At 70.9% G+C, this 25,690-nt stretch carries 20 protein-coding genes; 7 read left to right on the top strand and 13 right to left on the bottom strand.

Going from position 1 to position 25,690, the window contains the following annotated elements:
* Positions 1-292: 292 nt before the first annotated feature.
* The 5 genes from AB0D14_RS39905 to glgX form a co-directional block, all read right to left on the bottom strand.
* Positions 293-2,107 carry an ABC transporter ATP-binding protein gene (locus AB0D14_RS39905; protein WP_362788858.1) on the bottom strand — a complete coding sequence of 605 codons (1,815 nt, stop codon included), beginning with the start codon at positions 2,105-2,107 and terminating at the stop codon, positions 293-295.
* Complete coding sequence (locus AB0D14_RS39900; RefSeq protein ID WP_362788893.1) at positions 2,104-3,876, bottom strand: ABC transporter ATP-binding protein; 1,773 nt, start codon at positions 3,874-3,876, stop codon at positions 2,104-2,106. Before AB0D14_RS39900 ends, AB0D14_RS39905 begins: the two co-directional genes overlap by 4 nt.
* 71 nt (positions 3,877-3,947) lie before the next feature.
* On the bottom strand, positions 3,948-5,849 hold the full coding sequence (locus AB0D14_RS39895; RefSeq protein ID WP_362788856.1) for an ABC transporter ATP-binding protein: 1,902 nt from the start codon (positions 5,847-5,849) through the stop codon (positions 3,948-3,950).
* The gene (locus AB0D14_RS39890) at positions 5,846-7,738 is read right to left on the bottom strand and encodes an ABC transporter ATP-binding protein (RefSeq protein WP_362788853.1); all 1,893 of its coding nucleotides are present in this window, start codon (positions 7,736-7,738) and stop codon (positions 5,846-5,848) included. Before AB0D14_RS39890 ends, AB0D14_RS39895 begins: the two co-directional genes overlap by 4 nt.
* Before the next feature lie 131 nt (positions 7,739-7,869).
* A complete protein-coding gene (glgX, locus tag AB0D14_RS39885; RefSeq protein WP_362788850.1) occupies positions 7,870-10,218 on the bottom strand; it encodes a glycogen debranching protein GlgX in 2,349 nt (782 codons plus the stop codon).
* Positions 10,219-10,463: 245 nt separating this feature from the next.
* On the opposite strand from glgX, the gene AB0D14_RS39880 reads away from it, so the two are divergent.
* The 7 genes from AB0D14_RS39880 to AB0D14_RS39850 all read left to right on the top strand — a co-directional run bounded on the left by AB0D14_RS39880 (position 10,464) and on the right by AB0D14_RS39850 (position 16,782).
* A complete protein-coding gene (locus AB0D14_RS39880; protein ID WP_362788847.1) occupies positions 10,464-11,696 on the top strand; it encodes an Ig-like domain-containing protein in 1,233 nt (410 codons plus the stop codon).
* A 179-nt stretch (positions 11,697-11,875) separates the two neighbouring features.
* Positions 11,876-13,111, top strand: a complete 1,236-nt coding sequence (locus AB0D14_RS39875; protein WP_362788844.1) for an Ig-like domain-containing protein — start codon at positions 11,876-11,878, stop codon at positions 13,109-13,111.
* Between the two features lie 156 nt (positions 13,112-13,267).
* Complete coding sequence (locus AB0D14_RS39870; protein ID WP_362788841.1) at positions 13,268-14,035, top strand: enoyl-CoA hydratase-related protein; 768 nt, start codon at positions 13,268-13,270, stop codon at positions 14,033-14,035.
* A 282-nt stretch (positions 14,036-14,317) separates the two neighbouring features.
* Positions 14,318-14,824 carry an ATP-binding protein gene (locus tag AB0D14_RS39865; RefSeq protein ID WP_362788838.1) on the top strand — a complete coding sequence of 169 codons (507 nt, stop codon included), beginning with the start codon at positions 14,318-14,320 and terminating at the stop codon, positions 14,822-14,824.
* A 153-nt stretch (positions 14,825-14,977) separates the two neighbouring features.
* Positions 14,978-15,589 carry an ADP-ribosyltransferase gene (locus tag AB0D14_RS39860; protein WP_362788835.1) on the top strand — a complete coding sequence of 204 codons (612 nt, stop codon included), beginning with the start codon at positions 14,978-14,980 and terminating at the stop codon, positions 15,587-15,589.
* Between the two features lie 163 nt (positions 15,590-15,752).
* The gene (locus AB0D14_RS39855) at positions 15,753-15,965 is read left to right on the top strand and encodes an EF-hand domain-containing protein (RefSeq protein ID WP_362788832.1); all 213 of its coding nucleotides are present in this window, start codon (positions 15,753-15,755) and stop codon (positions 15,963-15,965) included.
* Positions 15,966-16,095: 130 nt separating this feature from the next.
* Positions 16,096-16,782 (top strand): NAD(P)-binding domain-containing protein, encoded by a 687-nt coding sequence (locus tag AB0D14_RS39850; RefSeq protein ID WP_362788890.1) that lies wholly within the window; start codon positions 16,096-16,098, stop codon positions 16,780-16,782.
* 34 nt (positions 16,783-16,816) lie between these two features.
* Here AB0D14_RS39850 and AB0D14_RS39845 read toward each other — a convergent pair whose 3' ends face one another.
* From AB0D14_RS39845 to AB0D14_RS39810, 8 genes are all read right to left on the bottom strand, one after another.
* A complete protein-coding gene (locus AB0D14_RS39845) occupies positions 16,817-17,359 on the bottom strand; it encodes an MOSC domain-containing protein (protein WP_362788830.1) in 543 nt (180 codons plus the stop codon).
* Between the two features lie 10 nt (positions 17,360-17,369).
* Entirely contained in the window at positions 17,370-17,924 is a 555-nt protein-coding gene (locus AB0D14_RS39840; RefSeq protein ID WP_362788827.1) for a glycoside hydrolase family 25 protein, read from the bottom strand.
* Positions 17,925-18,091: 167 nt separating this feature from the next.
* Positions 18,092-18,901 (bottom strand): helix-turn-helix domain-containing protein, encoded by an 810-nt coding sequence (locus tag AB0D14_RS39835; RefSeq protein ID WP_362788825.1) that lies wholly within the window; start codon positions 18,899-18,901, stop codon positions 18,092-18,094.
* 245 nt (positions 18,902-19,146) lie between these two features.
* Positions 19,147-19,839: a PASTA domain-containing protein gene (locus AB0D14_RS39830; protein ID WP_362788822.1), complete on the bottom strand. Its 693-nt coding sequence runs from the start codon at positions 19,837-19,839 to the stop codon at positions 19,147-19,149.
* Positions 19,840-19,960: 121 nt separating this feature from the next.
* Positions 19,961-20,149 (bottom strand): hypothetical protein, encoded by a 189-nt coding sequence (locus AB0D14_RS39825; RefSeq protein WP_362788819.1) that lies wholly within the window; start codon positions 20,147-20,149, stop codon positions 19,961-19,963.
* Positions 20,150-20,210: 61 nt separating this feature from the next.
* A complete protein-coding gene (locus tag AB0D14_RS39820; protein ID WP_362788816.1) occupies positions 20,211-20,969 on the bottom strand; it encodes a hypothetical protein in 759 nt (252 codons plus the stop codon).
* Positions 20,970-21,012: 43 nt separating this feature from the next.
* The gene (locus AB0D14_RS39815; protein ID WP_362788813.1) at positions 21,013-21,768 is read right to left on the bottom strand and encodes a hypothetical protein; all 756 of its coding nucleotides are present in this window, start codon (positions 21,766-21,768) and stop codon (positions 21,013-21,015) included.
* Positions 21,769-21,775: 7 nt separating this feature from the next.
* The coding region (locus AB0D14_RS39810; RefSeq protein WP_362788810.1) for an RHS repeat-associated core domain-containing protein at positions 21,776-25,690 on the bottom strand (3,915 nt) is incomplete at its 5' end.

Below are 25,690 nucleotides of genomic sequence, written 5' to 3'. Positions count from 1 at the left end.
TAGAGGTTGGCTGGAAATCGTCCGGTGCCCGAAGATCCGCGTACGCATTGCGGACTTGATCCCCACAGAGGCCTGGTAACGGACTGGCAATAGAACCGGAAGTCTGTGGCAAGGGTGCGGTAAAGGTGGAGCAAAGGAGGTGCTGTCCCGGGGAGTTGGGCCCCAGGGCGGCAGCCGGTTCGTGCCGACTTCGCACACCCGCGCGCTTACGTGTGCCCGCGTCTGAGGGAGGGGGATCTTCCAGCCATCGTGCCGCGCGCCGCGCGCAGCAGCCGCGGGTGCGGGTGACGGTTCAGGAGGGGCGAGGCCGCTCGCCGTGCCACGAGTGCCACAGGGCCGCGTACGCGCCGTCGGCCGCCACGAGGCTGTCGTGGGTGCCGAGTTCGGTCAGACGGCCGTCCTCCATCACGGCCACGCGGTCCGCGTCGTGCGCGGTGTGCAGGCGGTGCGCGATGGCGATGACGGTGCGCCCTTCGAGTACGGCGGCCAGCGCGCGCTCGGTGTGGCGTGCGGTCGCCGGGTCCAGGAGTGCCGTGGCCTCGTCGAGGATCAGGGTGTGCGGATCGGCCAGCACGACGCGCGCCAGGGCCAGTTGCTGGGCCCGGGAGCCGTCCGCGACGGGAGCCCCTCCCGGCCGCGCGCGGCCGGCGGACTCGGCGGGTTTGGCGGGTTCGGGAAGGCCGCCGCCGGAGCCCAGCTCCGTGTCGAGCCCGTCCGGCAGTTCCCCGACCCAGTCGGCGGCGCCGACCGCCGCCAGCGCCGCCCACAACTCGGCGTCACCCGCGGCCGGTTCGGCGATCAGCAGGTTGTCGCGGACCGTGCCCAGGAACACGTGATGCTCCTGGGTGACCAGAACGACCTGACGCCGCAACTGCTCCGGATCCAGGCCGGCGATCGGCACTCCGCCCACCGTCACCGTGCCGGAGCGCGGCACGTCGATGCCCGCGAGCAGCCGGCTCAGGGTCGTCTTCCCGGCGCCGGAGGGCCCGACGACAGCCAGCCGTTCCCCCGGGCGTACGGTCAGGTCGACCCCGCGCAGCACCTCGCCGCCGCGATCGTACGAGTAGCGCACCCGCCGTACGTCGATCCGGTCGTCCGCCGGGGCGGGGGAGCCCGACGGCACGGCTCGCGGGGCCCGGCCGAGGCCCTCCACCCGTGCGAACGAGGCTCCACTGCTCTGCAGTTGCTCCACCCGCATCAGGACCGTGTCGAGCGGCGACTCCAGCTGGCGCAGGAACAGGGCCGCCGCGACCACGGCACCCAGACTCATCGCGCCCCGCGCGTGCAGGGCTCCGCCCACGATCAGCACGACGGTCACGGGAAGGAGGTACGAGACCTCCACCGCCAGGAAGAACACGCACCGCAGGTACAGCGTGTACATGCGGGTGCGGCGGGACGTCTCCAGGGCGTCCCGGCTCGCTGCGACGCGCCGCCGCTGCAGGCCGAACGCCTCGACCGTGCGCGCGCCCGACGTGGTGGCCGAGACGATCTCGGCGATCTCAGACGTGGCGGCGCCCTCGGCGAGATATCCGGCGCGGGCCCGGCGCAGATACCACCGCAGGGCGAACCAGATGCCGGCCTGGGAGAGCACCGCGCAGGCGCCCAGCAGCGGGTCGAGTACGAAGACCGCGCCGATGAGGAACAGCGCCTGCACCGAGGAGATCAGCAGTTCCGGCCCGGCGTCGCGCAATGTCGTGCCCACCGTGGCGACATCGGCGGTGCCGCGGGCCGTCAGATCGCCGGTGCCCGCCCGCTCCACGACGGAGGCGGGCAGCGCCAGCGCCCGCTCGACGAACTCCTCGCGCACCCGCGCCAGCGTCCGCTCGCCGAACCGGTGCCCCACGAACCGGGCGGCCCGCGCCAGCACGAGCTGCGCCAGTGCGCACACCAGGATGACCAGCGCGAGGCGGTCCACGACGGCGACACCGCCGCCGGAGCGGACCTCGTCGATGATGCGGCCGAGCAGCCACGGGCCGACCAGACCGGCCGCGGCGGCCAGCGCGTTCAGGGCGAGCACGGCGGTGAAGGCGCGGCCGTCCGCGCGGATCAGCCGGGCCGCGGCGGCGCGCACGTCAGCCGGCTCGGCGACCGGCAGGCGCGTGCTCATCGCACGACCTCCTCGGCGTCGCGGGCCACCAGCGCGCGGTATCCCGGCTCACCGTCGAGGAGTTCGAGATGGCCCCCGAAGGCCACGACCTTGCCGTCGACCAGGTAGTACACGATGTCCGCCCGGTCGAGCACGAGGGGTGAGGTGCTGGTGACGAGGGTGGTGCGGCCGGAACGAGCGGCGCGCAGCCGGGCGGCGACCGCGGCCTCGGTGTGCGCGTCGAGCGCCGAGGTGGGTTCGACCGCGAGCAGCACCTCGGGGTCGGCGAACAGCGCTCGTGCCAGGCGTACGCGCTGCCGCTGGCCGCCGGAGAGGCTGCGGCCCTGCGCGTCGACGGCCGAGTCGAGCCCGTCGGGCAGCCCGAGCACGATGTCGTCCGCGACGGCCGCGTGGACGGCCCGGCCGACGGCCGCGTCGTCCCGACCCGCCTGGTCCAGGCGGCCGGAGAGCAGGTCGCGCAGCGTGCCCGCGAACAGGTCGGCCTCGTTGTCCGCGACCAGGATGCGCTCCCGTATCTGCGGCAGGGCGATCGCGTCGAGGCGTACGCCGCCCCAGGTCGCCGCCGACGCGGTGTACCGGCCCAGCCGGTCGACCACGGCGGCGGACTCCGCGGGGCGGGCGCCGACCAGCGCGGTCAGCGCGCCCGGGGCGACCCGGACACCGGACTGCGGGTCGTGGAGCACGGAGGGCTCCGCCGGGGCGTCCAGAGGGGGGTTCGCAGTGGCGTCCCGGCCGTCCGCGCCGTCCGTCGTCAGGGGTTCCAGGGCCAGGAAGCGTACGACGCGCCGGGCGGCCACCACGCCCCGGCTGATCTGGTAGCCGCACTCGACGAAGAAGGCCACCGGCGCCACGAGAACCGCGACATAGCCGTACACGGACACCAACTCGCCGATGGTGAGCGAGCCCTGGGCGGCGAGCCGGGCCGCCAGCCAGGTCACCACGGCCAGGAACACCGTCGGCAGCCCGACGCCGAGCGCCTGGAGCCAGCTGGTCACGGACCCGACCCGGTAACCCTGCTCGCGCAGCCGCTGGGAGTCCCGGCGGAAGGCGTCGGCGAACAGGCCCTTGCCGCCGAGGCCGTTGAGGACACGCAGACCGCCTGCGAGGTCCCCGATCCGCGCGGTCAGCACACCCTGCCGCTCGCGGTACTCCGTCTCCGTGCCCCGCAGCCGCCCCATCAGCGGACCGACGAACACGGCGATCACCGGCACCCCGAGCAGGACCACCGCGGCCAGCGGCGGCGAGACCGACAGCAGCAGCCCCGCCACGACGGCATAGGACACGACGGCACCGACGCCGGGCCCGACGACGGTCAGGGCCTGGCTGATCGTCAGCACGTCGCCGACGCCGATCGTGACGACCTCTCCGGTCCCGGTCTGCCGGGACAGTCCGGCGCCCAGCCGCGTCGCCTGCCCCACCACGAGCTTCACGGAACGGAAGTTGGCGTCCATCCGGACCTTGGTCATCGTGCGGTGGCGCAGGACGCTCACCCAGGCGTTGAACACCCCGAGGCCCAGCAGCGCGCCGGACCAGCCGGCCAGCGCGGCCTGGTCACCCGGCTCCAGCCCGTCGTCGATCGCCCTGGACAGCAGATACGGCGCCAGCGCCATGAGCACCATCCAGATGGTGGCCAGCGAGGCTCCCGCCGCCGCCCGCCCCGGCTGCCGGGTGACCAGCCACCACAGATACCGGCCGCCACCACGGCAGTCGGGCACACCCGGATCCTCGTACGCGACGCGCTCTGTTCGGCTCACTCGCTCATGGGCCATCCGCTTACGGGCCATCTGCTTGAGGGCCATCCGTTTCAGGGTCGCTCGCTCAAGGGCCACTCGCCCCAGGGTCACTCGGCCGGCCCGTGCACGAGGCTGTCCCGCCAGGCCTGATGCAGGTCCGCGAACCGGCCCGTGTCCGTGATGAGCCGGTCGGGGCTGCCGTCCTCGACGATGCGGCCGTGCTCCATGACCAGGACCCGGTCGGCGATCTCGACCGTCGACAGGCGGTGGGCGATGACCACCGCCGTACGGCCGCGCAGGACCGTGTGCATGGCCCGCTGGACGGCCCGCTCGCCCGGCACGTCCAGCGAACTGGTGGCCTCGTCGAGGATGAGGACCGCTGGGTCGGCGAGCAACGCCCGTGCGAACGCGACGAGTTGACGCTGACCGGCCGAGATGCGCCCGCCCCTTTTGCGTACGTCCGTGTCGTAGCCGTCCGGCAGGGCGCTGATGAAGTCATGGGCGCCGATGGCCTTCGCGGCCCGCTCGATGTCCTCGCGGGAGGCGTCGGGGCGGCCGATGGCGATGTTCTCGGCGACCGTGCCGGAGAAGAGGAACGCCTCCTGGGTCACCATCACGACACCGCGCCGCAGTTCGGGCACCGAGAGCTCGCGCAGATCCACGCCGTCGAGGAGGACCCGGCCGGTCGTGGGGTCGTAGAACCGGGCCAGGAGCTTGGCGAGCGTCGACTTGCCGGCGCCCGTCGAGCCGACCACGGCGACGGTCTGGCCCGCCGGGAGCGTCAGCGAGAAGGGCGGCAGTACCTCGCCGCCCGTGCGGTACGTGAAGCGGACGTCGTCGAAGACGACCTCGCGGCCCGGGAGGTCGGAGGCGAGCCCGGGCAGCGCGCGCGGCCGCGCGGGCTCCGGCACCGAGGGGGCCTGGGCCAGCAGGCCCGCGATCTTCTCCATCGAGGCGGCCGCCGACTGGTACGAGTTGAGGAACATGCCGAGCCGGTCGATCGGGTCGTACAGGCGGCGCAGGTACAGCACCGCCGCGGCCAGCACACCCAGCGCCAGTGAGCCGGAGGCCACCCGGTACGCGCCCCACAGCACGATCCCCGCGACCGCCGTGTTGGCGACCAGCCGGGAGCCGATGACATAGCGGGCCATCTCCAGGATGGCGTCGCCGTTGACGCGTTCGTGGCGGCTGTTGAGCGCGTGGAAGGCGGTGTCGTTGACGGCCTCGCGGCGGAAGGCGCGGACCGGCCTGATGCCGTTCATCGTCTCCGCGAACTTCACGATGACGGCGGCGATGGCGGTCGAGCGGAGGCCGAAGATCCGCCCGGCGCGGTGCCGGTAGAGCCGGATGAGGAGGTACAGCGGCACGAACGACGCCACCGCGACCGCGCCGAGGCCCAGGTCGAGCCAGAGCAGCATCGCCGAGATGTAGACGAACGACAGGATGACGGTGATGAGTTCCTGGAGGCCCTCGCTGAGCAGTTCGCGCAGCGACTCGACGTCCGTCGTGGAGCGCGAGATGAGCCGGCCCGAGGTGTAGCGCTCGTGGAAGTCGACGCTGAGCGCCTGCGCGTGCCGGAAGATCCTGCCGCGCAGGTCGAGCAGGACGTCCTGGTTGACGCGGGCGGACGCGAGGACGAAGCCCCACTGGAGGGCGCCGGCCGCCACCGAGCACAGCGCGTAGGCGACGGCCACCGCGATCAGCGGGCCGTGGTCGTCGTCGCGGAAGGCCGGTACGGCGCGGTCGATGGCGTACGCCACGAGCATCGGGCCGGCCTGCACCGCCGCCTGCTGGAGCAGGAGGAGGACCGCCGCGAGGACGACGCGGGCTCTCAGGGGTGAGAGCAGTGAGCGCAGGAGGGTGGCTGTGGCACGCGGGGGCGCGGGGAGGGCATCACGGTCGAAGGGGTCGCCGTCCGCGGCCGGCGAGGCAGCGGGCCACGCCGCGGCCCGACCGCCGCGCTTGTTCTTGTCGTCGTCCGTCGGCGCGGTGGTCGTGGGCGCCGTCATCGGTTCTCCCTTTCGGTCGTCTCTGTCCTTCCCGACATCAGCCAGGCGTACTCCGCGCTCGTACGCAGCAGTTCGTGGTGTGTGCCGACGGCGGTGACGCGGCCCCCGGAGAGCAGGGCCACGCGGTCGGCCAGGAGGACCGTGGACGGGCGGTGGGCCACGACCAGGGCGGTGGTCCCGGCGAGGACCCGGCGCAGGGCCGCCTCGACCAGGGCCTCCGTGTGGACGTCCAGGGCCGAGAGCGGATCGTCCAGGACGAGGAAGCGGGGGCTGCCGACGACCGCTCTCGACAGGGCGAGGCGCTGACGCTGGCCGCCGGAGAGGCTGAGTCCCTGCTCGCCGACCTGGGTGTCCGTCCCGTGCGGGAGCGCGTGGACGAAGTCCGCCTGCGCGACGGCCAGGGCGCGGCTCAGGTCGGCCTCGTCCGCGGTGTCCGCGGCGCCCATGAGGACGTTCTCGCCCACACCGGCGGAGAAGAGGGTGGGCTCTTCGAAGGCGACCGCCACGAGGGCGCGCAGCTCTTCCCTGGGCATCCCGGTGATGTCCACGCCGTCCAGGGTGATCCGGCCCGACGTGACCTCGTGCAGCCGGGGGACGAGTGCGGTGAGCGTCGTCTTCCCGGAGCCCGTGCTGCCCACGAGGGCCATGGTCTCGCCGGGTTGGATGTGCAGATCGATGCCGTCGAGGACGGGAACGCTGTCGGGAGGTGCGTCGGGGTAACGAAACCGGACCCTTTCAAAGCGGAGCCCACCGGGACCGGCGCCGCCGCCGGTGTCTGCGTCTGCGTCTGCGCCGACGGTGACGCCGACGTCCGTGCCGTCAGTGGTCGGCGAGGAACCGGGACGCGAGGCGGCGGCTGCCTCCTCGGACTCCGGTTCCGCGTCCATCACCTCGAAGTACCGTTCCGTGGCCGTCGCCGCCTCCTGGCTCATCGCCAGCAGGAAACCGATCGACTCGACGGGCCACCGCAGGGCGAGGGCCGTGGACAGGAACGCGACCAGCGTGCCGGTCGACAGGGAACCGTCGGCCACCTGCACCGTCCCGAGCACCAGGGCCGCGCCGATGGCGAGTTCGGGCAGGGTCGTGATGGCGGCGAAGATGCCGGCGAGCAGGCGCGCCTTGGCGAGTTCCGTGCCGCGCAGTTTCCGGGAGAGGTCCCGGAAGGCGAGGGCCTGGCTGCGATGGCGACCGAACCCCTTGATGATCCGGATGCCGAGCACGCTCTCCTCGACGAGCGTCGTCAGGTCGCCGACCTGGTCCTGTGCCCGCCGAGCCACCTGCGAGTACCGCTTCTCGAAGAGCCAGCAGACGATCATCACGGGTGCGGCGGGCGCGAGCAGCACGAGTCCCAGTGTCCACTCCTGGGCCAGCATGATGAGGACGCCCACGAGGATCGTCACCGAGTTGACCAGCAGGAACGTCAGCGGAAACGCGAGGAACATCCGCAGCAGCATCAGATCGGTCGTGCCCCGCGACAGCAACTGCCCGGAGGGCCAGCGGTCGTGGAACGCGATGGGCAGCCGCTGCAGATGCCGGTACAGGTCCGCACGCATCGCCGCCTCGACCCCGGCGAGCGGCCGGGCCACCAGCCAGCGCCGCAGCCCGAAGAGCACCGCCTCCGTGACGCCGAGCAGCAGCAGGTACAGCGCTCCGAGCCACACTCCGCCGGTGCTCCGGTCGGCCACCGGACCGTCCACGATCCACTTCAGAACGAGCGGGATCACCAGCCCCGTACAGGAGGCGGCGACCGCGACGAGAGCCGCGGTGAGCAGCCGTCCGCGCACGGGCCGTACGTACGGCCACAGGCGCAGCAGCATGCGTACGGCGGAACGGCTCTCGGCGGGCTCGGTTTCGTCGGCTTCCTCGGCGGACGCAGGTGTGGATGACATCAGCAGCGAGCCTACGTTTCGGCACTGACAACGCCCAGCGAGTTTTGGCCGGGTCGGGCTCCGCCCCTGGTGGCAGTACCTGTACCGCGGGTACGGGAGGAGGTCGGCCGCTCTCTTCTCCCAGCGGCCTCTCAGCCCACCACCCGCAGCAGCAGAACCGTCTGGGCCGGCACGGTGATCGTGTCGCTCGCCCGGTGCACCACTCCGGGCGCCGCCTCCTGCTCCTCCCGCGACGTGTCGACGACGACCTCGTAGGACTCGGCCCAGGGCGGCCCGGGAAGAACGAAGTCCGTGGGCCGGTCCCCGGCGTGCAGCACCGCGAGGAAGCTGTCGTCCGTCACGGGTACGCCCCGCGCGTCCCGCCCGGGGATGTCCCGGCCCGACAGGAACATACCCAGCGTCCCGGCGGGCGCGTACCAGTCCCGTTCCGTCATCTCGATGCCGCGGTCGGTGAACCAGGCCAGGTCCCGCAGCCCGTCCACCGAACGGGCCCGCCCGGAGAAGAAGGCGCGCCGCCGGAGCACGGGATGGGCGTGGCGCAGGGCGATCAGCCGGGACGTCAGGTCGAACAGGGCCCGCCAGCCCGGGTCGTCCAGCAGGCTCCAGTCGAGCCAGCTGATCTCGTTGTCCTGGCAGTACGCGTTGTTGTTGCCGCCCTGGGTGCGCCCGAGTTCGTCGCCCGCGACCAGCATCGGCACACCCGTGGAGAGCAGCAGGGTGCTCAGGAGGTTACGGAGCTGGCGTCGCCGCAGGCCGCGTACACCGGCGTCCTCGGTCTCTCCCTCGGCGCCGCAGTTCCACGCCCGGTTGTCGTCGGTGCCGTCCCGGTTCCCCTCGCCGTTGGCCTCGTTGTGCTTGCGCTCGTAGGACACCATGTCCCGCAGGGTGAAGCCGTCGTGGGCCGTCACGAAGTTCACCGAGGCGTACGGCCGCCGCCCGCCCCACGCGTACAGGTCGCTCGACCCCGAGAGCCGGTACCCGAGGTCCCGTACGTCCGGCAGCGCGCCCCGCCAGAAGTCCCGTACGGCATTGCGGTAGCGGTCGTTCCACTCCGTCCAGAGCGGCGGGAAGGCACCGACCTGGTAGCCGCCGGAGCCGACGTCCCACGGCTCGGCGATGAGCTTCACGCGGCGCAGCACCGGATCCTGCGCGATGACGGCCAGGAACGGGGACAGCATGTCGACGTCGTGCATGGATCTGGCCAGCGCGGCCGCCAGGTCGAACCGGAAGCCGTCGACGCCCATCTCCGTCACCCAGTAGCGGAGGGAGTCGGTGATCAGGCGCAGCACGTGCGGCTGTACGACGTGCAGGGTGTTGCCGCAGCCCGTGTAGTCCGCGTACCGCCGGGAGTCGTCCTGCAGCCGGTAGTAGCCGCGGTTGTCGATGCCGCGCAGTGACAGGGTCGGGCCCAGCTCGCTCGCCTCGGCCGTGTGGTTGTAGACCACGTCGAGGATGACCTCGATGCCGGCGGCGTGCAGGGCGCGCACCATGCGCTTGAACTCGCCGACCTGCCGGCCGTTGGTCCCGGAGGCCGCGTACGCCGCGTGCGGGGCGAAGTAGCCGATCGAGTTGTAGCCCCAGTAGTTCTTCATGCCCCGGCGCAGCAGATGGTCCTCGTGCGCGAACTGGTGCACCGGCAGCAGTTCGACAGCCGTCACGCCGAGGGCCACCAGGTGCTCGATCGCCGCCGGATGGGCCAGCCCGGCGTACGTGCCCCGCAGCTCGGGCGGAATTCCCGGATGCAGCTTGGTGAAGCCCTTCACGTGCAGTTCGTAGATGACGGACTCCGCCCAGGGAGTCTTGGGGCGGCGGTCGTCGGCCCATTCGTCGTCGGGCGTGTCGTCGTGGACGACGACACCCTTGGGGACATACGGCGCGGAGTCCCGGTCGTCGCGCACGGTGTCCGCGACGTGCTGCTGGGGCCAGTCGCGCACATGCCCGTACACCTGGGGCGGCAGACTGCCGAACTCGTCCTGTCCGCCGCCGTCCACGGCACGGGCGTACGGGTCGAGGAGCAGTTTCGCGGGGTTCCAGCGGGCGCCGGTCCACGGGTCCCAGCGGCCGTGCACCCGGAAGCCGTACCGCTGTCCGGGCCGTACTCCGGGCACGAAGCCGTGCCAGATCCCGTGGGTCAGTTCGGTCAGCGGGACCCGGATCTCGGCGCCCTCGGGCCTCTCGGCGCCCTCGGACCTCTCGTCGGCCTGGCCGCCCGTGTCGTCCGGTGTGCCGAAGAGGCAGAGCTCGACCGACTCGGCCCCGCCCGCCCAGAGCGCGAAGTTGGTGCCCGAGACGCCGTCGGGCCCGGTCCTGAAGCGCGCCCCGAGCGGGGTCGGCGCACCCGGCCAGACGGAGATGTCCGGCGCCGTACGGGCTGTGCCGTTCAGCACGGGGGCGGGTTGCGCGGGGGCGGACTGCGGGGGCAGCCCGCCCCCGGGCGCGAGCCCCTTCTGCACTGCCTCCTGCTCGGCTGCGCTCGACACGTTGGCCCTCCCGCGGTCGGTCGGAGCGGCACGAGCAGGACCGCGGCGTCCCGGCCGCGGCCTCATGTCGTGTCGTCCTCCCCACTGTTCTGCCCAGAGCCGGGCTCGCACTCACGTTTCCCGAGGCGGGGGCCGAACGCACGTTTCCCGAGGCGGAGGCCGAACGCACGTTTCCCGAGGCGGGGCCGAACGCACGTACTTGCCGCACCCACTTCCCCGGGGCCCGCTCGGTCGTTGGATCCCACGTGATGCACGCACAGACGCGCGCGTGGCGCGCAGGGGCCGCGCTGGCCGCCGTACTGACATGGGCAGGTCTGCTGGCCGGAGCCGCGGGATGCACCTCGCACGGGGTGGACGAGATGCTCGGCAAGCCCCGCTCGCCCGAGACCGCGATCCGTGTCTCGCCGGACAACGGCAGCAAGGCCGTACGCCCCGAGGACGGGCTGGAGGTGCGGGTGCCGGCCGGGCGCCTGGAGTCCGTGAAGGTCGTGAAGTCCCAGGACGCGCAGGAGTCCCCGGTCTACGGCCGGGTCGGCGAGGACGGCGCGACCTGGCGGCCCGACGACCCGAAGCTCGCGCTGGCCGCCAAGTACACGGTGGACGCGGTCGCGCTCGACGGCCACGGCAGGCGGGTGGCCCGGCACGTGACGTTCACGACGTACGTCCCCGACGAGCGGTTCATCGGATACGTCACGCCGGAGAACCGCTCGACCGTCGGCACCGGCATGATCGTGTCGCTGGAGTTCAACCGGGAGATCGAGAACCGGGCGGCGGTCGAGCGCGCGATCCGCGTGACGTCCGTACCGAAGACGGAGACCGCCCCGCACTGGTTCGGCGCGGACCGCCTGGACTTCCGCCCCGAGACCTACTGGAAGCCCGGCACGAAGGTCACCGTCGCCCTGCGGCTGCGGGACGTCGAGGCGGCCCCGGACGTGTACGGGCTGCAGTACAAGAGCTTCTCCTTCACGGTCGGCCGCAGCCAGACCAGCCTCGTCGACGCGGCCGCCCACACCATGGAGGTACGCCGCGACGGGGAGCTCCTGTCCACCGTGCCGATCACCGCCGGCGCCCCCACGAACACGACGTACAACGGCAAGATGGTGGTCACCGAGATGCTTGAGGTGACCCGGATGAACGGGGCCACCGTCGGCTTCAAACGGTCCGACGGCAAGGGCGAGTACGACATCCCCGACGTCCCGCACGCGATGCGCCTCACCTCCTCCGGGACCTTCCTGCACGGCAACTACTGGGCTGAGGGCGTGTTCGGCACGGCCAATGTCAGTCACGGCTGCGTGGGACTGCGCGATGTGAAGGGCGGCGGTTCCGAGACCCCGGCGGGCTGGTTCTTCGACCGCAGCCTCGTCGGTGACGTCGTCGAGGTCGTCAGAAGCCACGACAAGCAGGTCGCTCCCGACAACGGTCTCGGCGGGTGGAACATGGCCTGGAAGGCGTGGAAATCGGGCTCCGCGGTGAAGTAGACCGACATAGGGGTACGCACAAGGAGGGCTCCGGCGGCGCCACCTGCTCGACGAGTTGGGACTGAACGGTGACATTCCCGGGAGACCATCTCTCCTGGCAGTGTGATTTATTAACGCGATGCGTGCGTCAGATGCGCTGTAGTACGGGCCTGACCAGGCCGTGCGAGGGGAGAACGAACTTGAACGGGCGACCGATATCGGGGGCGTCGGTTGGCGCGCGGACACGAAGTGGCAAGGGGGCCCTGGCGCTTGTGCTGGGGGTGTTGCTGCTTCTCGTGGCCGCGTGCGGCGGGGGAGGAGACTCGGGCTCCGGCGGGGGCGACGACAAGGGTTCGGGCCAGGGGGACACCAAGGTCTCGCAGGCGGTCGTGACCATAGCCCCCAAGGACGGCGCCGGCGCCGTGAAGACCAGCGGCGCACTGAAGGTGACAGCCGCCAAGGGCAAGCTCACCGAGGTCAAGGTCGAGGACACCAAGGGCAACCCGGTCGAGGGGAAGACAACGGGCGGGGGCACGAGCTGGACGCCCGCCGGACACCTCGCCGCTTCCACGAAGTACAAGGTCCACGCGGTGGCCAAGGACTCCGACGGCCGGCAGGCCGCCGAGGAGTCCGCCTTCACCACGCTGACCCCGAAGAACACCTTCGTCGGCACCTTCACGCCCGAGGACGGTTCCAAGGTCGGCGTCGGAATGCCCTTCTCGGTGCGCTTCACCCGGGGCATCACCCACCCCGAGGACGTCGAGAAGGCGATAGACATCAAGACCGAGCCCGCGGTGGACGTCAAGGGGCACTGGTTCGGCAACGACCGCCTCGACTTCCGCCCCGAGAAGTACTGGAAGTCCGGTACGAAGGTCACCGTCACCCTGAACCTCGACGGTGTCGAGGGCCGGCCCGGTGTCTACGGTGAGCAGACCAAGACCGTGAAGTTCCGAATAGGCCGCAGCCAGGTCTCCACCGTCGACGTCAAGACGAAGAAGATGACGGTCAAACGGGACGGCAAGGTCATCAAGACCATCGCGGTCACGACGGGCAAGGCCGGTTACGAGACGTGGAACGGCCAGATGGTCATCAGCGAGCGCCTCAGGGTGACCCGCATGAACGGCGAGACGGTCGGCTACGGCGGCGAGTACGACATCAAGGACGTGCCGGACGCGATGCGCCTGAGCAACTCGGGCACCTTCATCCACGGCAACTACTGGGGCGGCGACGCCTTCGGCAACTACAACGCCAGCCACGGCTGCATCGGCCTGCGCGACCAGCGCGGCGGCGGTGACCGGGATGCCCCGGCCGCGTGGTTCTTCGACCGGTCGATCGTCGGCGACGTGGTGGTGGTCAAGAACTCCAACGACCGGATCATCGACCCGGACAACGGGCTCAACGGCTGGAACATGTCGTGGAAGAAGTGGACGGCCTGATCCTCAGGGCCTCCCTCAGGGTCTCGTGGGGTCTTTCCTCAGGGCCTGTCTTCAGGGCCTGTCTTCAGGGTTGTCCCTGAGACCGTACGGCCCGGTGTGCTCCTCTGTGACGGAGCACACCGGGCCGTTCTCGTTAGCCCCCGTTAACCTCCTCCCATGACTGCCAATCTCGAAGTCGCCGAAGGCGTCGGCACGATCCGTCTCGACCGTCCGCCCATGAACGCGCTGGACGCCGCCACGCAGGACAGGCTCAGGGAACTCGCCGAGGAGGCCACGCGCCGCGAGGACGTGCGCGCGGTGATCCTCTACGGCGGCGAGAAGGTGTTCGCGGCGGGCGCGGACATCAAGGAGATGCAGGCCATGGACCATGCGGCGATGGTCGTACGCTCCCGGGGCCTGCAGGACTCCTTCACCGCCGTGACCCGCATCCCCAAGCCGGTTGTCGCCGCGGTCACCGGTTACGCGCTGGGCGGGGGCTGCGAACTGGCGCTGTGCGCCGACTTCAGGATCGCCGCGGACAACGCCAAGCTGGGCCAGCCGGAGATCCTCCTCGGTCTGATCCCGGGCGCGGGCGGAACCCAGCGCCTGTCCCGTCTCATCGGCCCGTCCCGGGCGAAGGACCTCATCTTCACCGGCCGCATGGTCAAGGCCGACGAGGCCCTGTCGCTCGGCCTGGTGGACCGGGTCGTACCGGCCGCCGACGTGTACGCCGAGGCGCACACGTGGGCCGCGAAACTCGCTCTGGGACCGGCGCTCGCGCTGCGCGCGGCCAAGGAGTCGGTCGACGCGGGTCTGGAGACGGACATCGAGACCGGGCTCGCGATCGAACGCACCTGGTTCGCCGGTCTGTTCGCGACGGAGGACCGGGAGCGCGGGATGCGCAGCTTCGTCGAGGAAGGCCCCGGCAAGGCCAAGTTCCTCTGACGTCCTCCGACGGGGACCCGTGTCCCTCCGACGGGGACCCGTGTCCCTCGAAGGGGCGGTTTATTCACCCCTTAAGGCAGCCTTAAGGGTTCCTTGTCGGGAAAGGGTCGGGGAGGGCGGGCGATTGCCCCCAACTGGCCGTTCCCGCAGCTCAGGTGGCTTGCTCAGGCCACTGGGATGCCTGTGGCATATGCTGAGCAAATCACGCGGAACAGCACGCTCCAGCGGGTGGATTCCTCCGGAACGCCCCCGGAGGGGTCCCTCGGCGGCCATGATGGGGTCATGGCGGGGCTGGAAGGTATCGAACAGCCGCGGCGGCACGGGAGTGCGACCGCGGCGCGCTGGTCGCCTGCTGTCGAGGACGAACGCGCGCTGAAAGCGCTGGAACTGTTCGGCAACCCCACCGAGGCGGAGGTGCCGCTGCCGTCCCGGCCGGAGTCGGCCGCCACCGCACGCCGTCTCACCCAGGTCGTGGTGCTCCGCCAGTGGCACCTCTCACCGAAGACGACCGAGGACGCCGTGTTACTCGTCTCGGAACTCGTGGGCAACGCCGTCCGGCACACCGGGGCCAGGGTCTTCGGGCTCCGCATGCGGCGTCGGCGGGGCTGGATCCGGGTCGAGGTCCGCGATCCCTCGCGCGGGCTTCCCTGTCTGATGCCGGTGCAGGACATGGACGTCAGCGGCCGTGGCCTCTTCCTCGTCGACAAACTCTCCGACCGCTGGGGCGTCGACCTCCTCCCGCGGGGCAAGACGACATGGTTCGAGATGCGCGTCGCGGACCGCGGCTAGTTTCCCTCGCGAGGGCGCCCCTCGTGCGTGCTGGTTTCCTCGTGCTGGTTTCCGAGGGCGAAAAAACCGCCGAGGCAACCTCCGTCGGCGGACACGCCGCCGAACGAGTGAAGATCCGCAGCCCGCTCCCGCCGTGACGAGATCGTGCTTCCCATGATCACAACTCTCCTGCGGCGGCGGGCCGCTGCCGTCGTCCTGTCCCTCTCGGCCGTCTTCGCGACGTCCGCCGCGACGCTCCCCGCCGAGACCACGACGACCTCCCCCGCGAAGGCCGCCGCACCCGCCTGTCCCCAGTTCGCCGACCCCGTCCACGCCGCCGTGGACCACCGCGTGGACGTCGACCGCATCACGCCCGAGCCCGTCTGGCGCACGGGCTGCGGCACGCTCTACCGCAGCGACGGCCGTGGCCCCTCGGTCGTCTTCGAGCAGGGCTTCCACCCCAGGGACGTGGTGAACGGGCAGTACGACATCGAGCAGTACGTCCTGGTCAACCAGCCCTCGCCGTACGTCTCCACGAGCTACGACCACGACCTCTACAAGACCTGGTGGAAGAGCGGCTACAACTACTACATCGACGCCCCGGGCGGCGTGGACGTCAACAAGACCATCGGTGACACCCACAAATGGGCCGACCAGGTCGAGGTCGCCTTCCCTGGCGGTATCGCGCGGCAGTACATCATCGGCGTCTGTCCGGTCGACAAGAAGACCAAGACCGAGATCATGAGCGACTGCGAGAGCAACCCGCACTACGAGCCCTGGCACTGAACAGGATCCGATCCCGGGGTACCCGCCTACCGGGCGCAAGTTCCCGGCCTGATGGTCCGGGTCGGTGCTGTCGTGGAGTTCGCCTGGGTGGTCGCTGCGCTGCGTGCCGGGGCGGAACGTTAATCTGACCTCGTCAGTGAAGCACCACGAAGGGGCGGGTCCGGTGGCGGACATCGAGGAAGCACGCAAGGCGTTCGAGCGTATCGACGTGGACGGGGACGGCCGCATCACCGCCGCCGAGTTCAAGAGGGCACTGGCCCAGGGCGGGGACTGGAACGTCACCGAGTCGGTGGCCGAGGCCGTCATCGCCGCCCAGGACCTCAACGGCGACAAGCTGCTCTCGTTCGACGAGTTCTGGGCTCACGTCAACAGGTGACATGAGCCACAGGGGCGCCCTCCGGTTCGCGGTTCACCAGGGGCGCCCCTTTTTTCCTGTTCGCCCACTCGGGTACGGCCCGGAACAACCCGATACGCCCTGAGGTTGGTACTCCCCACAGGAGCCATCCATTCCCCCGAAGGGCGAGTCGGACATGAAGATCGGCATCATCGGAGCAGGCAACATCGGCGGCAACCTCACCCGCCGGCTCACCGAACTCGGACACGACGTGTACGTCGCCAACTCCCGCGGCCCGCAGACGCTCACCGCGCTGGCCGAAGAGACCGGTGCCACCCCCGTCCGCGTCGAGGAGGCAGCCCGGGGTGCCGAGATCGTCGTCGTCACGGTCCCTCTGAAGGCGGTCCCCGACCTGCCGTCCGGGGTGCTGGACCAGGCGGCGGAGGGAGTGACCGTCATCGACACCGGCAACTACTACCCGAAGCAGCGGGACGGCAGGATCGCCGCGATCGAGGACGAGGGCCTGACGGAGAGCCGCTGGACCGCCCGGCACCTCGGCCACACCGTCGTCAAGGCATTCAACGGCACGTACGCCCAGGACATCCTGGACCGCCCCCGCCCGGCCGGTGCCGCCGACCGCATCGCCCTCCCGGTGGCGGCCGACGACGCGACCGCGAAGCACGTCGTACGCGCCCTCATCGAAGAACTCGGCTTCGACACCGTGGACGCGGGCGGCCTCGACGACTCCTGGCGCCAGCAGCCCGGCACTCCTGTCTACGGCCTGCAGGAGGGAGTGGAGGCGGTGACGAAGGCCCTGGCCGAGGCGTCACCGGAGCGCACACCGGACTTCAGCGCGTAGGCCTGTCGCTCCCGCGCTTCCTTCGCTCCGGCGCTCAGACGATCTCCAGGGGCAGGTGCGGCCCGTCCGGCAGTTCGACCTCGACGGGGTCTCCGGGCCGCACCACCCCGCCCGCGACGACGACGCTCATGATCCCGGACCGGACCCGGACCTTTCCGTCCTGGTCCCGCCCCACGACCTGCTTCATCAGCCCTTGCCGGAAGGTGTCGATCTGCGCACAGGGATTGCGCAGGCCGGTGAACTCCACCACGGCCTCGCCCCCGAGACGCAGCAGGGTCCCCGTGGGCAGCGCCAGCAGATCGATGCCCCGGGTGGTGACGTTCTCCCCGAGCTCCCCGGCCGCGACCTCGAACCCCGCTTCCCGAACCTCGTCGAACAGCTCCTCGTGGATGAGGTGCACCTGTCGCAGATTCGGCTGCGAGGGATCCTTCCGCATCCGGGACCGGTGCTTGACAGTCGCACCGGCATGCACGTCCCCCGCCACCCCGAGCCCGGTGAGCAGCGTGACGCTCCCGCGGTTCGGCTTGGTGAACGAATACGTCTCGTTGCTGCTCACCGCAGCGACACTCCCACCCATGTGGGGCAGCCTACGGCGTCGCCCATTCGCGCAGGGCCGCCTTGCTGGCGAAGTCCGCGACGTTCTTGTCCAGCGGGTCGTCGGTGTACTGGTGGAAGCGCCAGTCGGCCTGGATGCGGGGCTTGCCCGCGGTGACGTAGTCGGCGATCCAGAGGCCGTCACCGTCGTAGGAGGTGTCGTCGATGTTCAGCCAGTAGTGCCTGTTCGCGTACAGGACGACCCGGTTGTTCGGGCGGAGGTCCTTCACCTTGCGGATGAAGCGGTCCTTCTCGGCGTTGCTCGCGTGGGTGCCGTCGCTCGTCGTCTCCCAGTCCACGGCGAGGATGTCGCCCGCCTTCTCCGGGGCCTTGCTGACGAAGTACTCGGCCTGGGCAGTGAGGTTGCCCGGCCACAGGAAGTGGTAGAAGCCGACCACACAGCCGGCGTCCCTCGCCCGCTTCGCCTGCGCGCTGAGTTTCGGGTTGACGTAGGTGCGGCCTTCCGTGGCCTTGACGAAGACGAAGGACAGACCTTCGGTGCTGTACGAGGACGACTGGTAGGCGCTTACGTCGATGCCGCGCAGCATGTGCGACTCCTTGGTGCGTGAGGGGCCAGAAGTACGGATGGTGCTTCCTGGGACCTGTGGGGGGCAACTTCTTCTAAAGTTCCCTCACTTGACCCGCACTACCCTCGCGCCGGACACCACCCTGGAGGCCGCGCCGGAGCACGCGCCCCCGGCTCCGTCCCGGCCGCTCAGAGCCTCAGCCCGAGGTCGCCGCCCCCGAGGCCCGCACTGATCGCTCTGCTGGTCCGTCGGACGACATCGGCGAGCCGCTCCGGCCGGTGGGCGGGGCCGGTCGCGGCGAACAGCGCGGCGACCGGAGCACTGCTCACGGCGTACAACGGGGCGGCCACACAGCACACTCCGGGCATCAGGATCCCCTGGTCGACCGCGACACCGCGTTCCCGGATCGCCCGTGCCTCCCGCCGCCAGGAGGCGGGCATCGCGCTCGGCGGGAAGCGGTATTCCGGCGCCGCGGCGAGCACTTTGCCGGCGGCGGTGTACCACGGCCACGCCGACTGGTTCCGCGAAGCCGGGAACGGCACGGCCTCACCGGGTGTCCAGTGGAGCAGGAGCGTCCGGTCGTGACGCAGCACCGCGATCCCTACGGCCGCACCCGTGACCCCTGCCAGGCGGCGGGCGGGCTCGGCGGCCGTGGAACGCAGTTTCGGATGCGGCTGCCATCCGTTCCCGAGCTGGAACATCCGTGAGCCGATCCGGTACCCGTCCGCGAACCGTTCCACCGCGCCCAGGCCGATCAGCTGTTCCAGCAGCCGGTACGTCGTGGCCTTGGGCAGTCCGCTCTCGGACGAAAGCCGGGTCAGCCCCGCCCCCCTGGTGCGCTCCACCGCGGCCAGCAACTCGAAGGCTCCCTCCAGTACGCTGCGCCCCCCGGCATGCGTCGAGGGGCGAGTCGCGGTAGGAGCCGGCCCGTCGGTGCACCCGCCCGCACCGCGCTTGCCGCCGTTGAGCACGCTTAAAGATCTGGTGTTCACCCGCATCGTCCCCCAAGCCCCCAAGTCCCTCGTGTGAGCGGCGCGTTCGGTGGTCGGCTGCCGCGTACACCGCCATGGTGAGAGTCGGGCCTCGGTCAAAATGTTGTCGATCGGTTGTCGTCCCCGCGCCGGTGGAGCGGAGAGACCGGGGGAGGGGCAACAGCGGCCCGTACACGGCCGCGCCGGGACCGCGTGTTCCACGGTCCCGGCGCAGGCCGGTACTACAGCGGATCCGTACTACAGCGGATCCGTCATGGGCATTGCTGAGGTGGCGCGGGCTTCCTGCCGATCGTGACCGACACCGGGGACCCCTGCACCAGAGGGGTACCCGCGCCGGGGTGCTGCCCGCTCACCCTGTTGACGTTGTCGCAGTCGACGACGCTGGTCACACCGCTGAGCACGTATCCCGCGCTCGCCAGGTGCTGGCGGGCCTGTGCCTGGGTGTCGCCCACCACATCCGGTACGACGGTGACGCCGGTGACCGAGGCCGTGACGGACGCCAGGTGCCGGGAGAACCCGGTGTCCGACGACAGGTCGAGCACGGTCACGTTCCAGGTGGCGGTGGAGGTGAAGCCGATGAACACCGACCGGGAACCGCCGCCGACCGGGAAGATCTCCGTCGACGGGTTGAAGCCCGGCCCGCTGATCTGCAGCGCGTTGTCGGAGAAGCAGCTCACGCCGTTGGCGCTCCACTGCACCTGGGCGTTCTGCCCGAACACCAGCGGTGACGGCGAGACCGAGATCGAGCCGGTCGCGGTGGCCGCGCAGTTCAGCCCCGGGTCGTCCGCGTAGGCGGGTGTCGCGGCGAAGGTGGTTGCCAGCAGCGCCGCCCCCACGAGCACCGCGGCCCTGGGAGCCCGCGCCCACCGGCCGGCCCGCTTCCGCAGCCCGGCGGCCGTCCTCTCCAGGATCCGTCGACGTGCCGGATGCGATCGTTGTTGCATGGTTCCCCCTTGTTGTCTGCCCCCGGTGAGGCGGCGGGTGTCCTGAAGGGCCCCGCCGGGGCCGTCAGTGACCGGGGACAGTGTGCTGATGCGGGGGATGGCCTGTCGCTCGCCGGTCCGCTCAGCGAACCACGATGTCGCCGTCCGCGTGAAGGCCGACCGGATGGACGGGGGGTGCGGGGAGAAAGCGGGCGCAGTCTCCGGCGGGCGCGGACTCAGCGGACTCACCCGGGAAGCCGAAGCGCGGGGCGATGCGCAGCGGATCACCCGTCACCGTCGTGGCCCAGTCGCCGTCGAGGGCGGGTCTCATGATGGATGCCGCCTCATCCCCAGCGCCCTCACGGCAGGGAAACGCCCCGTGTCGAACTCGGTCACCAGTTTCCGTAGTCGTCGACCATGGTGGCGATGAGGTCGAGCAGGGCGTCGGCCCGGTGCCGGTCCTCCTGTTGGTTGCGCAGGGCTTCGTCGGCCGCCTGGAGGCGGGCCAGGGCGGCCGGTTCGCCGTCCACCAGGTCGTCGACCAGCGGCATGGTGAGCAGGTCCAGGCACTCGGTGAGCAGCCGACGGGTGGCAGGTGACGGCGGGGCGGGGTCGGGGGCGGCGTACGCGGTGGTCAGGTATTGCGCGGGATCGGTGAGGCTCCAGCCGACGATGGTGTTGTGCTGGACGAGGAGTGTCACGTCGGGGGCGATGCCGACGCGGGCCTCCAGCGGCTCGTCGAGGACGTCGAGGTCGCGCAGGCAGGTCAGGGCGGTGTCCCCGGGGGCGCGGCAGAGTTCTGTGGCCACCTCCAGGCGGAAGTCCTGGACTTCGTCCGCGCGAAGTCCGCCCGGGCGGACGGCGGGGACGGCGGAAAGACGGGCGGAGTCCTCTGGATCGGCGGCCTCACTGGCGACCTGGAATTCGGCGCCGACCAGTTCCCGGCCGGCCCGGTTGAACCGGAGCTCGTCGGGGATGTCCCACAGCCACGGCTCACTGCCGAAGGTGTCCAGCAGGAACCGGCCGCGTTCCTCGACGTTCGCGTACTCCGCGACGCGCACCCGGAAGTCCCGGAAGTCGAAGCGCGGGGTGTGACGCAGCGGATGGCTCGTCACCGTCGCGGTCCAGTTGTTGTCGAGGACGAGTCTCATCGCTTGTCACCGTACGGACCGTCCACTGCCGGCCGGTTCACCATCACGTTGCGTAGTCCTCCACGTAAGTGGCGATCAGGTCGAGCAGCGCGTCGGCCCGGTGCCGGTCCTCGCGCTGGTTGCGGAGGGCTTCGTCGGCCGCCTGGAGGCGGGCCAGGGCGGCCGGTTCGCCGTCCACCAGGTCGTCGACCAGCGGTGTGGTGACCAGGTCCAGGCACTCGGTGAGCAGGCGGCGGGTGGCGGGCGAGGGCGGGTCGGGGTCAGGGGCGGCGAGCCCAGGGGTCAAGTACATGACCGGGTCGGTCAGACTCCAGCCGACGACGGTGTCGTGCTGGATGAGGAGCGCCACGTCGGGGGCGATGCCGATGCGGGCATCCAGCGGCTCGTCGAGGACAGCGAGGTCGCGCAGAGAGGTCAGCACGGTATCGCCGGGGGCGCGGCACAGCACCGTGCACATCTCATGCCGGAAGTCCTTGACCTCGTCCGCGCGGAGCCCCCCGGGGCGGGCTGCAGGCACGACGGGAAGCCGGGCCGAGTCCTCGGCTGAGGCGGACTCTTCCGGCATTCGGAATTCAGCCCCGACCATCTGTCGGCCGCTCGGGTCGAAGCGGAAAACGTCAGGAGCGTCCCACAGCCAGTCCTGGCTGCCGAACGTGTCCGCGAGGAATCTCTCCCGTTCCACTCTGTCCGCGTAGGGGGAAACGATCAAGAAGGTACCCAGAAGCCGGGGAACGAGGTCGAGCGGTTCGTCCGTCACGGTCGCGCACCAGCTGCCGTCGAACTTCAGCTTCGTCGTCATCACTGCCTCATCTGATCTGTCCTGCCGGAGGCTGGAAGCCGCCGTCCTTGGCGGGAATCCTGCCGTTCACGATGTCCTCGTGGGTCACCGGCCCACCGGGGTCCGTGGGTTTGCCGCCGAGCGCCGTCACCCCGGAGTCGCCCTTGACGCCCGACGGCCCATACGCCGTGATGGCCTGGCCCTGGGTGTTGCCGGGGCCGTCGACCACGACGATGTCCTCGCCCTGTCTGAAGGTGAATTTTCCTGCCTGGCCCGTCGAGTGGTACACGGCGTCCGGGTTCTTCAGGATCTCAATGACCCGTTCGTCACTGAAGCCGTGTCGGGTGTCCCCGTGGTAGTCGAAACGCTTCTTGAACTCCGCGTTGTTCGCCCTGTCGACGATGCCGTCCACGATCTTGTTGATTCGCTTCTGGTCCCGCTCCTCCTTCGTGTACTTGGGCATGAGGCCCAGTGGGTCGCACCCGCTGTTCGGGTTGTCCACGTACGCGACGGGGTTCGGGGCGGGAGCCAGGCCGAGGGGGTCGGGCGAGGTGTAGCGGCCGGTCTCGGGGTCGTAGTGGCGGAAGTAGTTGTAGTGGAGGCCGGTCTCGGGGTCGTAGTACTGGCCCGGGAAGCGGAGAGGGGTGTAGGCGCCGGCGTCCCGGGACCAGGCGGTGGTGCCCCACAGGGTGGCCCGGGAGCGCCAGGCGATGTCGCCCGTCTCGTCGATGAGTTCGGTGGGGGTGCCGATGAGGTCGGTGGCGATGGCGAAGAAGCGCCGGTCGATCTCTTCCTGGCGGTCGTCGGCCGTGAGGATGCGTTCGGTCTGGGCCAGGGGGACGACATCACGGTGGTTCCAGGTCAGGGCGACCGTGTTCGGCTGGTCCGGTCCGTCGGTCGTCTGTTCGCACAGGGCCAGGCCGTCCCAGGTGAAGCGGGTCTCCTCGACCACGTTCTCGCCGTCGGCCGCCAGACGCTGTTTCGCGGTGCGGCGGCCGAGCGGGTCGTAGCGGTACCTCCACCGGGTCCCGTCCGGGGTGGTCACGGAGGTTAGGCGATTCTCCGTGTCCCACGTGTAGCGCCAGGTGTCCGGCTTGCGGGAGAGGCGGGTCTTCTGCCGCAGGACGACCCGGCCGAGGGCGTCGTACTCGAAGCGGACGTCTCCGGCGCGGGTGAGGGTGGTGCCGGTGTAGGCGCGTGGTCCGGTGGCCTCGCTACCGGGGTGGCGGGACGGCCAGGATGCCGAGGTCTGGTTGCCTGCGTCGTCGTAGGCGTACCGCTCCGTCCATCCCTGGGCGTGGACGGCGGTGACGCGGCCCGACTGGTCGAGATCGAAGGTGCGGGTGCCTGACCGCCGGTCGGCGAGGGAGATCAGGTGACCGTCGGCACGGTAGGTGTACGCGCGGCTGTTGACGTCGCGGGTTCCGGCGGTGATGTGCTGTCCGGTGAGCCGTCCGGCCTCGTCCCAGGCGGAGGTCATGGTGATCGTGTCGCCGAAGACGCGGGTGACCTCCCGGCCGGCGGTGTCGTGCGTGAAGTCGATCCGGTGATCGCCGCTGGTCAGGCGCTCCAGTTGGTCGTCGGCGCCGTAGGCGTAGGAGGTGACGTGACCGGTGGGCGTGGTGCGGCGCGTACGGCGGCCCAGGACGTCGTACGCGTACAGGGTGGGGCGGCCGTCGACCAGTTCCGCCTTCGTGAGTCCGCGGCGGTCGTACTGGTAGCGCAGTTCACTGTCCGGTCCGGCTGCCTCCACCAGGCGCCCGGCCCTGTCGTGGACGTAGGTCGTCACGTGGCCGTCGACGTCCTTGCGGACCACCTGGCCGAGCTGGTCACGCTCGAAGGAGATGGTTCCGCCGAGCGCGTCGGTGCGGGCGGCGAGCCGACCCGCGGCGTCCACCCGGTAGGTGAGGGTTCGGCCGTCGAAGTCGGTCTCGGAGGCGACGTCACCTGCGGCGTCGTACGCGTAGGTCCAGGTCAGCCCTTGCGGGTTGATGACGCGGGTGAGGCGTAGCTCGGCGTCGTGCTCGAACTCGTAGCGGGCGCCGTCGGGTTGGGTGCGGGAGAGCGGCAGGTCGCAGTGGGTGTATTCGAAGCGGGAGATGCCACCGGACGCGTCGGTGTGGGTGAGCCGGTTGCCCTCGCCGTCGTAGGTCCACGACTCGGTGGCGCCGTCGGGGCCGGTGCGGCGGGCGAGCTGCCCGTCCGCGTCCCAGTCGTAGCGGGTGACGCCGCCCACCGGATCGGTGACGCGGACCGGGCGGCCGAGGGCGTCCCGCTCCGTTCGGGTGAGAGCGCCCGCCGGGTCGGTCACCTCCACGGGCAGCCCCGCCGCGTCGCACACCACACGTGTCGTGGCCCCGAGGGCATCGGTGAGCGAGGTGAGCCGGCCGGTGTGGTCGTAGGTGTAGCGCGTGGTGGTGCCGCCCGGGTCGGTTACCGCCGTGCGGTTGCCGCGTTCGTCGAACTCATGGACCGTGCGGGTGCCGTCCGGCCCGATCACCTCCACCGGCAGGCCGAACGGGCCGCGCACGGTGCGCAGTTCGCTTCCGTCGGGGCGGGTGGCGGATATGAGCCGGTCGTCCTCGTCGTAGGAGAAGGCGGTGGTGAGGCCCAGCGGGTCGGTGCGGGTGAGCGTGTTGCCGCGCGGGTCGTAGGTGAACCGGGTGGTGTGGCCGAGCGGGTCGGTGACGGCCAGGAGACGGCAGCCGGGGCCGAACAGGTGGCGGGTCGCGTGTCCGTCGGCGGTGGTGAGCGTGGTGGTGCGGTGGCCGGTCTCGGGGTCGGGTTCGGTGTAGGCGAGGGCGATCTGGACGTGGCCGGCCTCGCCGCCCTCCGCCACGACCCGGTCACGGTCGTCGTAGACGTAGTCGTAGCGGCTTGCGTTGGAGTCGATCCAGGCGATGACGCGGCGGCGGTCGTCGTAGACGAAGGTGGTGGTGGCGCCGGACGGCTTGGTGACGGTGGTGAGGTTGTCATCCTGGTAGCCGTAGCTCATCAGGGGCAGATCCGCGCCGGCGCCGCCCCCGCTGCCTCCGCCGCCCTTGCCCGTGCTGGTCAGGGCCAGGGCGCTGATCAGGCCGTCGGCGGTCGACAGTTTCACCTGGTGGCCCGCTGAGTGGGTGAGGGCCAGTGGCAGGCCGTCCTCGGCGCGGTCGATGGTGATGGTGTGGCCGTTGCGTTCGGTGATGTCCGACAGCCAGGCCGTGCCGTCGCCTCCCGGTTCGCTGCCGGGCGGGGCGGTGAAGCGGAAGGTGAGGCCGCTGTCGAGGTCGGTGACCGTGTAGTCGCCGTCGGTGTCGCGGGCCAGCAGAGTGCGGGCCCTGCCCGATTCCGGCCGGGTGGGCGCGCCGGGGACCGGATGCGGGTACGCGACCAGGAGCCCTTCCGCGGTGATGTGGAGGACGCCGATGGCGTCGACCTGCAGACGTTCGTCGACGGTGGACGTCCAGGCGGGTCCCAGGAAGCGGCCGACCGTACAGCCGGACTCGGTGCGGCGGGTGAAGACCAGCGGCAGGATGCCGGGGAGTTCGAGATCGGTCTGGGGCAGGTACATCCGGCCGGTGGCGAGGTCCACCGGGTCGCCGCCCTGCTTGCGGTCGCCGTCCGGGGTGTTGTGGGTGCCGTCGGGGGTGTCGTCGATCAGCTTGCGCAGCCGGGCGGCGTCGGCGGCTTCCTCGGCGATGCGGATGCCCTTCACCGCGGCGCCGCCTCCGCCGGTGGCGGCGGTCAGCGCCAGGTCGGGAATCAGCCGGCCGAAGCCCTCGGCGGGATCCTTCATGAAGTCGCTGACCATCTGCTTGCCGGTGCCGACGGGGTCGTTGGCGGCAACGACCAGCCCGGCGGCCAGACTGTTGAGGGACGTGGCGTACTCGGCCGGGTGCGTGAGGTTGTACGGGTCCATGGGATTGACGCTGCGGACGAAGTTCAGCAGCCCCGCGGTGCC

Origin of the sequence: Streptomyces sp. NPDC048484 (genome assembly GCF_040651415.1) — a bacterium.
Taxonomy (GTDB): Bacteria; Actinomycetota; Actinomycetes; order Streptomycetales; family Streptomycetaceae; genus Streptomyces.
The sequence above is the reverse complement of the archived record's forward strand: the minus strand, read 5'-3'. Positions and strand labels throughout refer to the sequence as shown.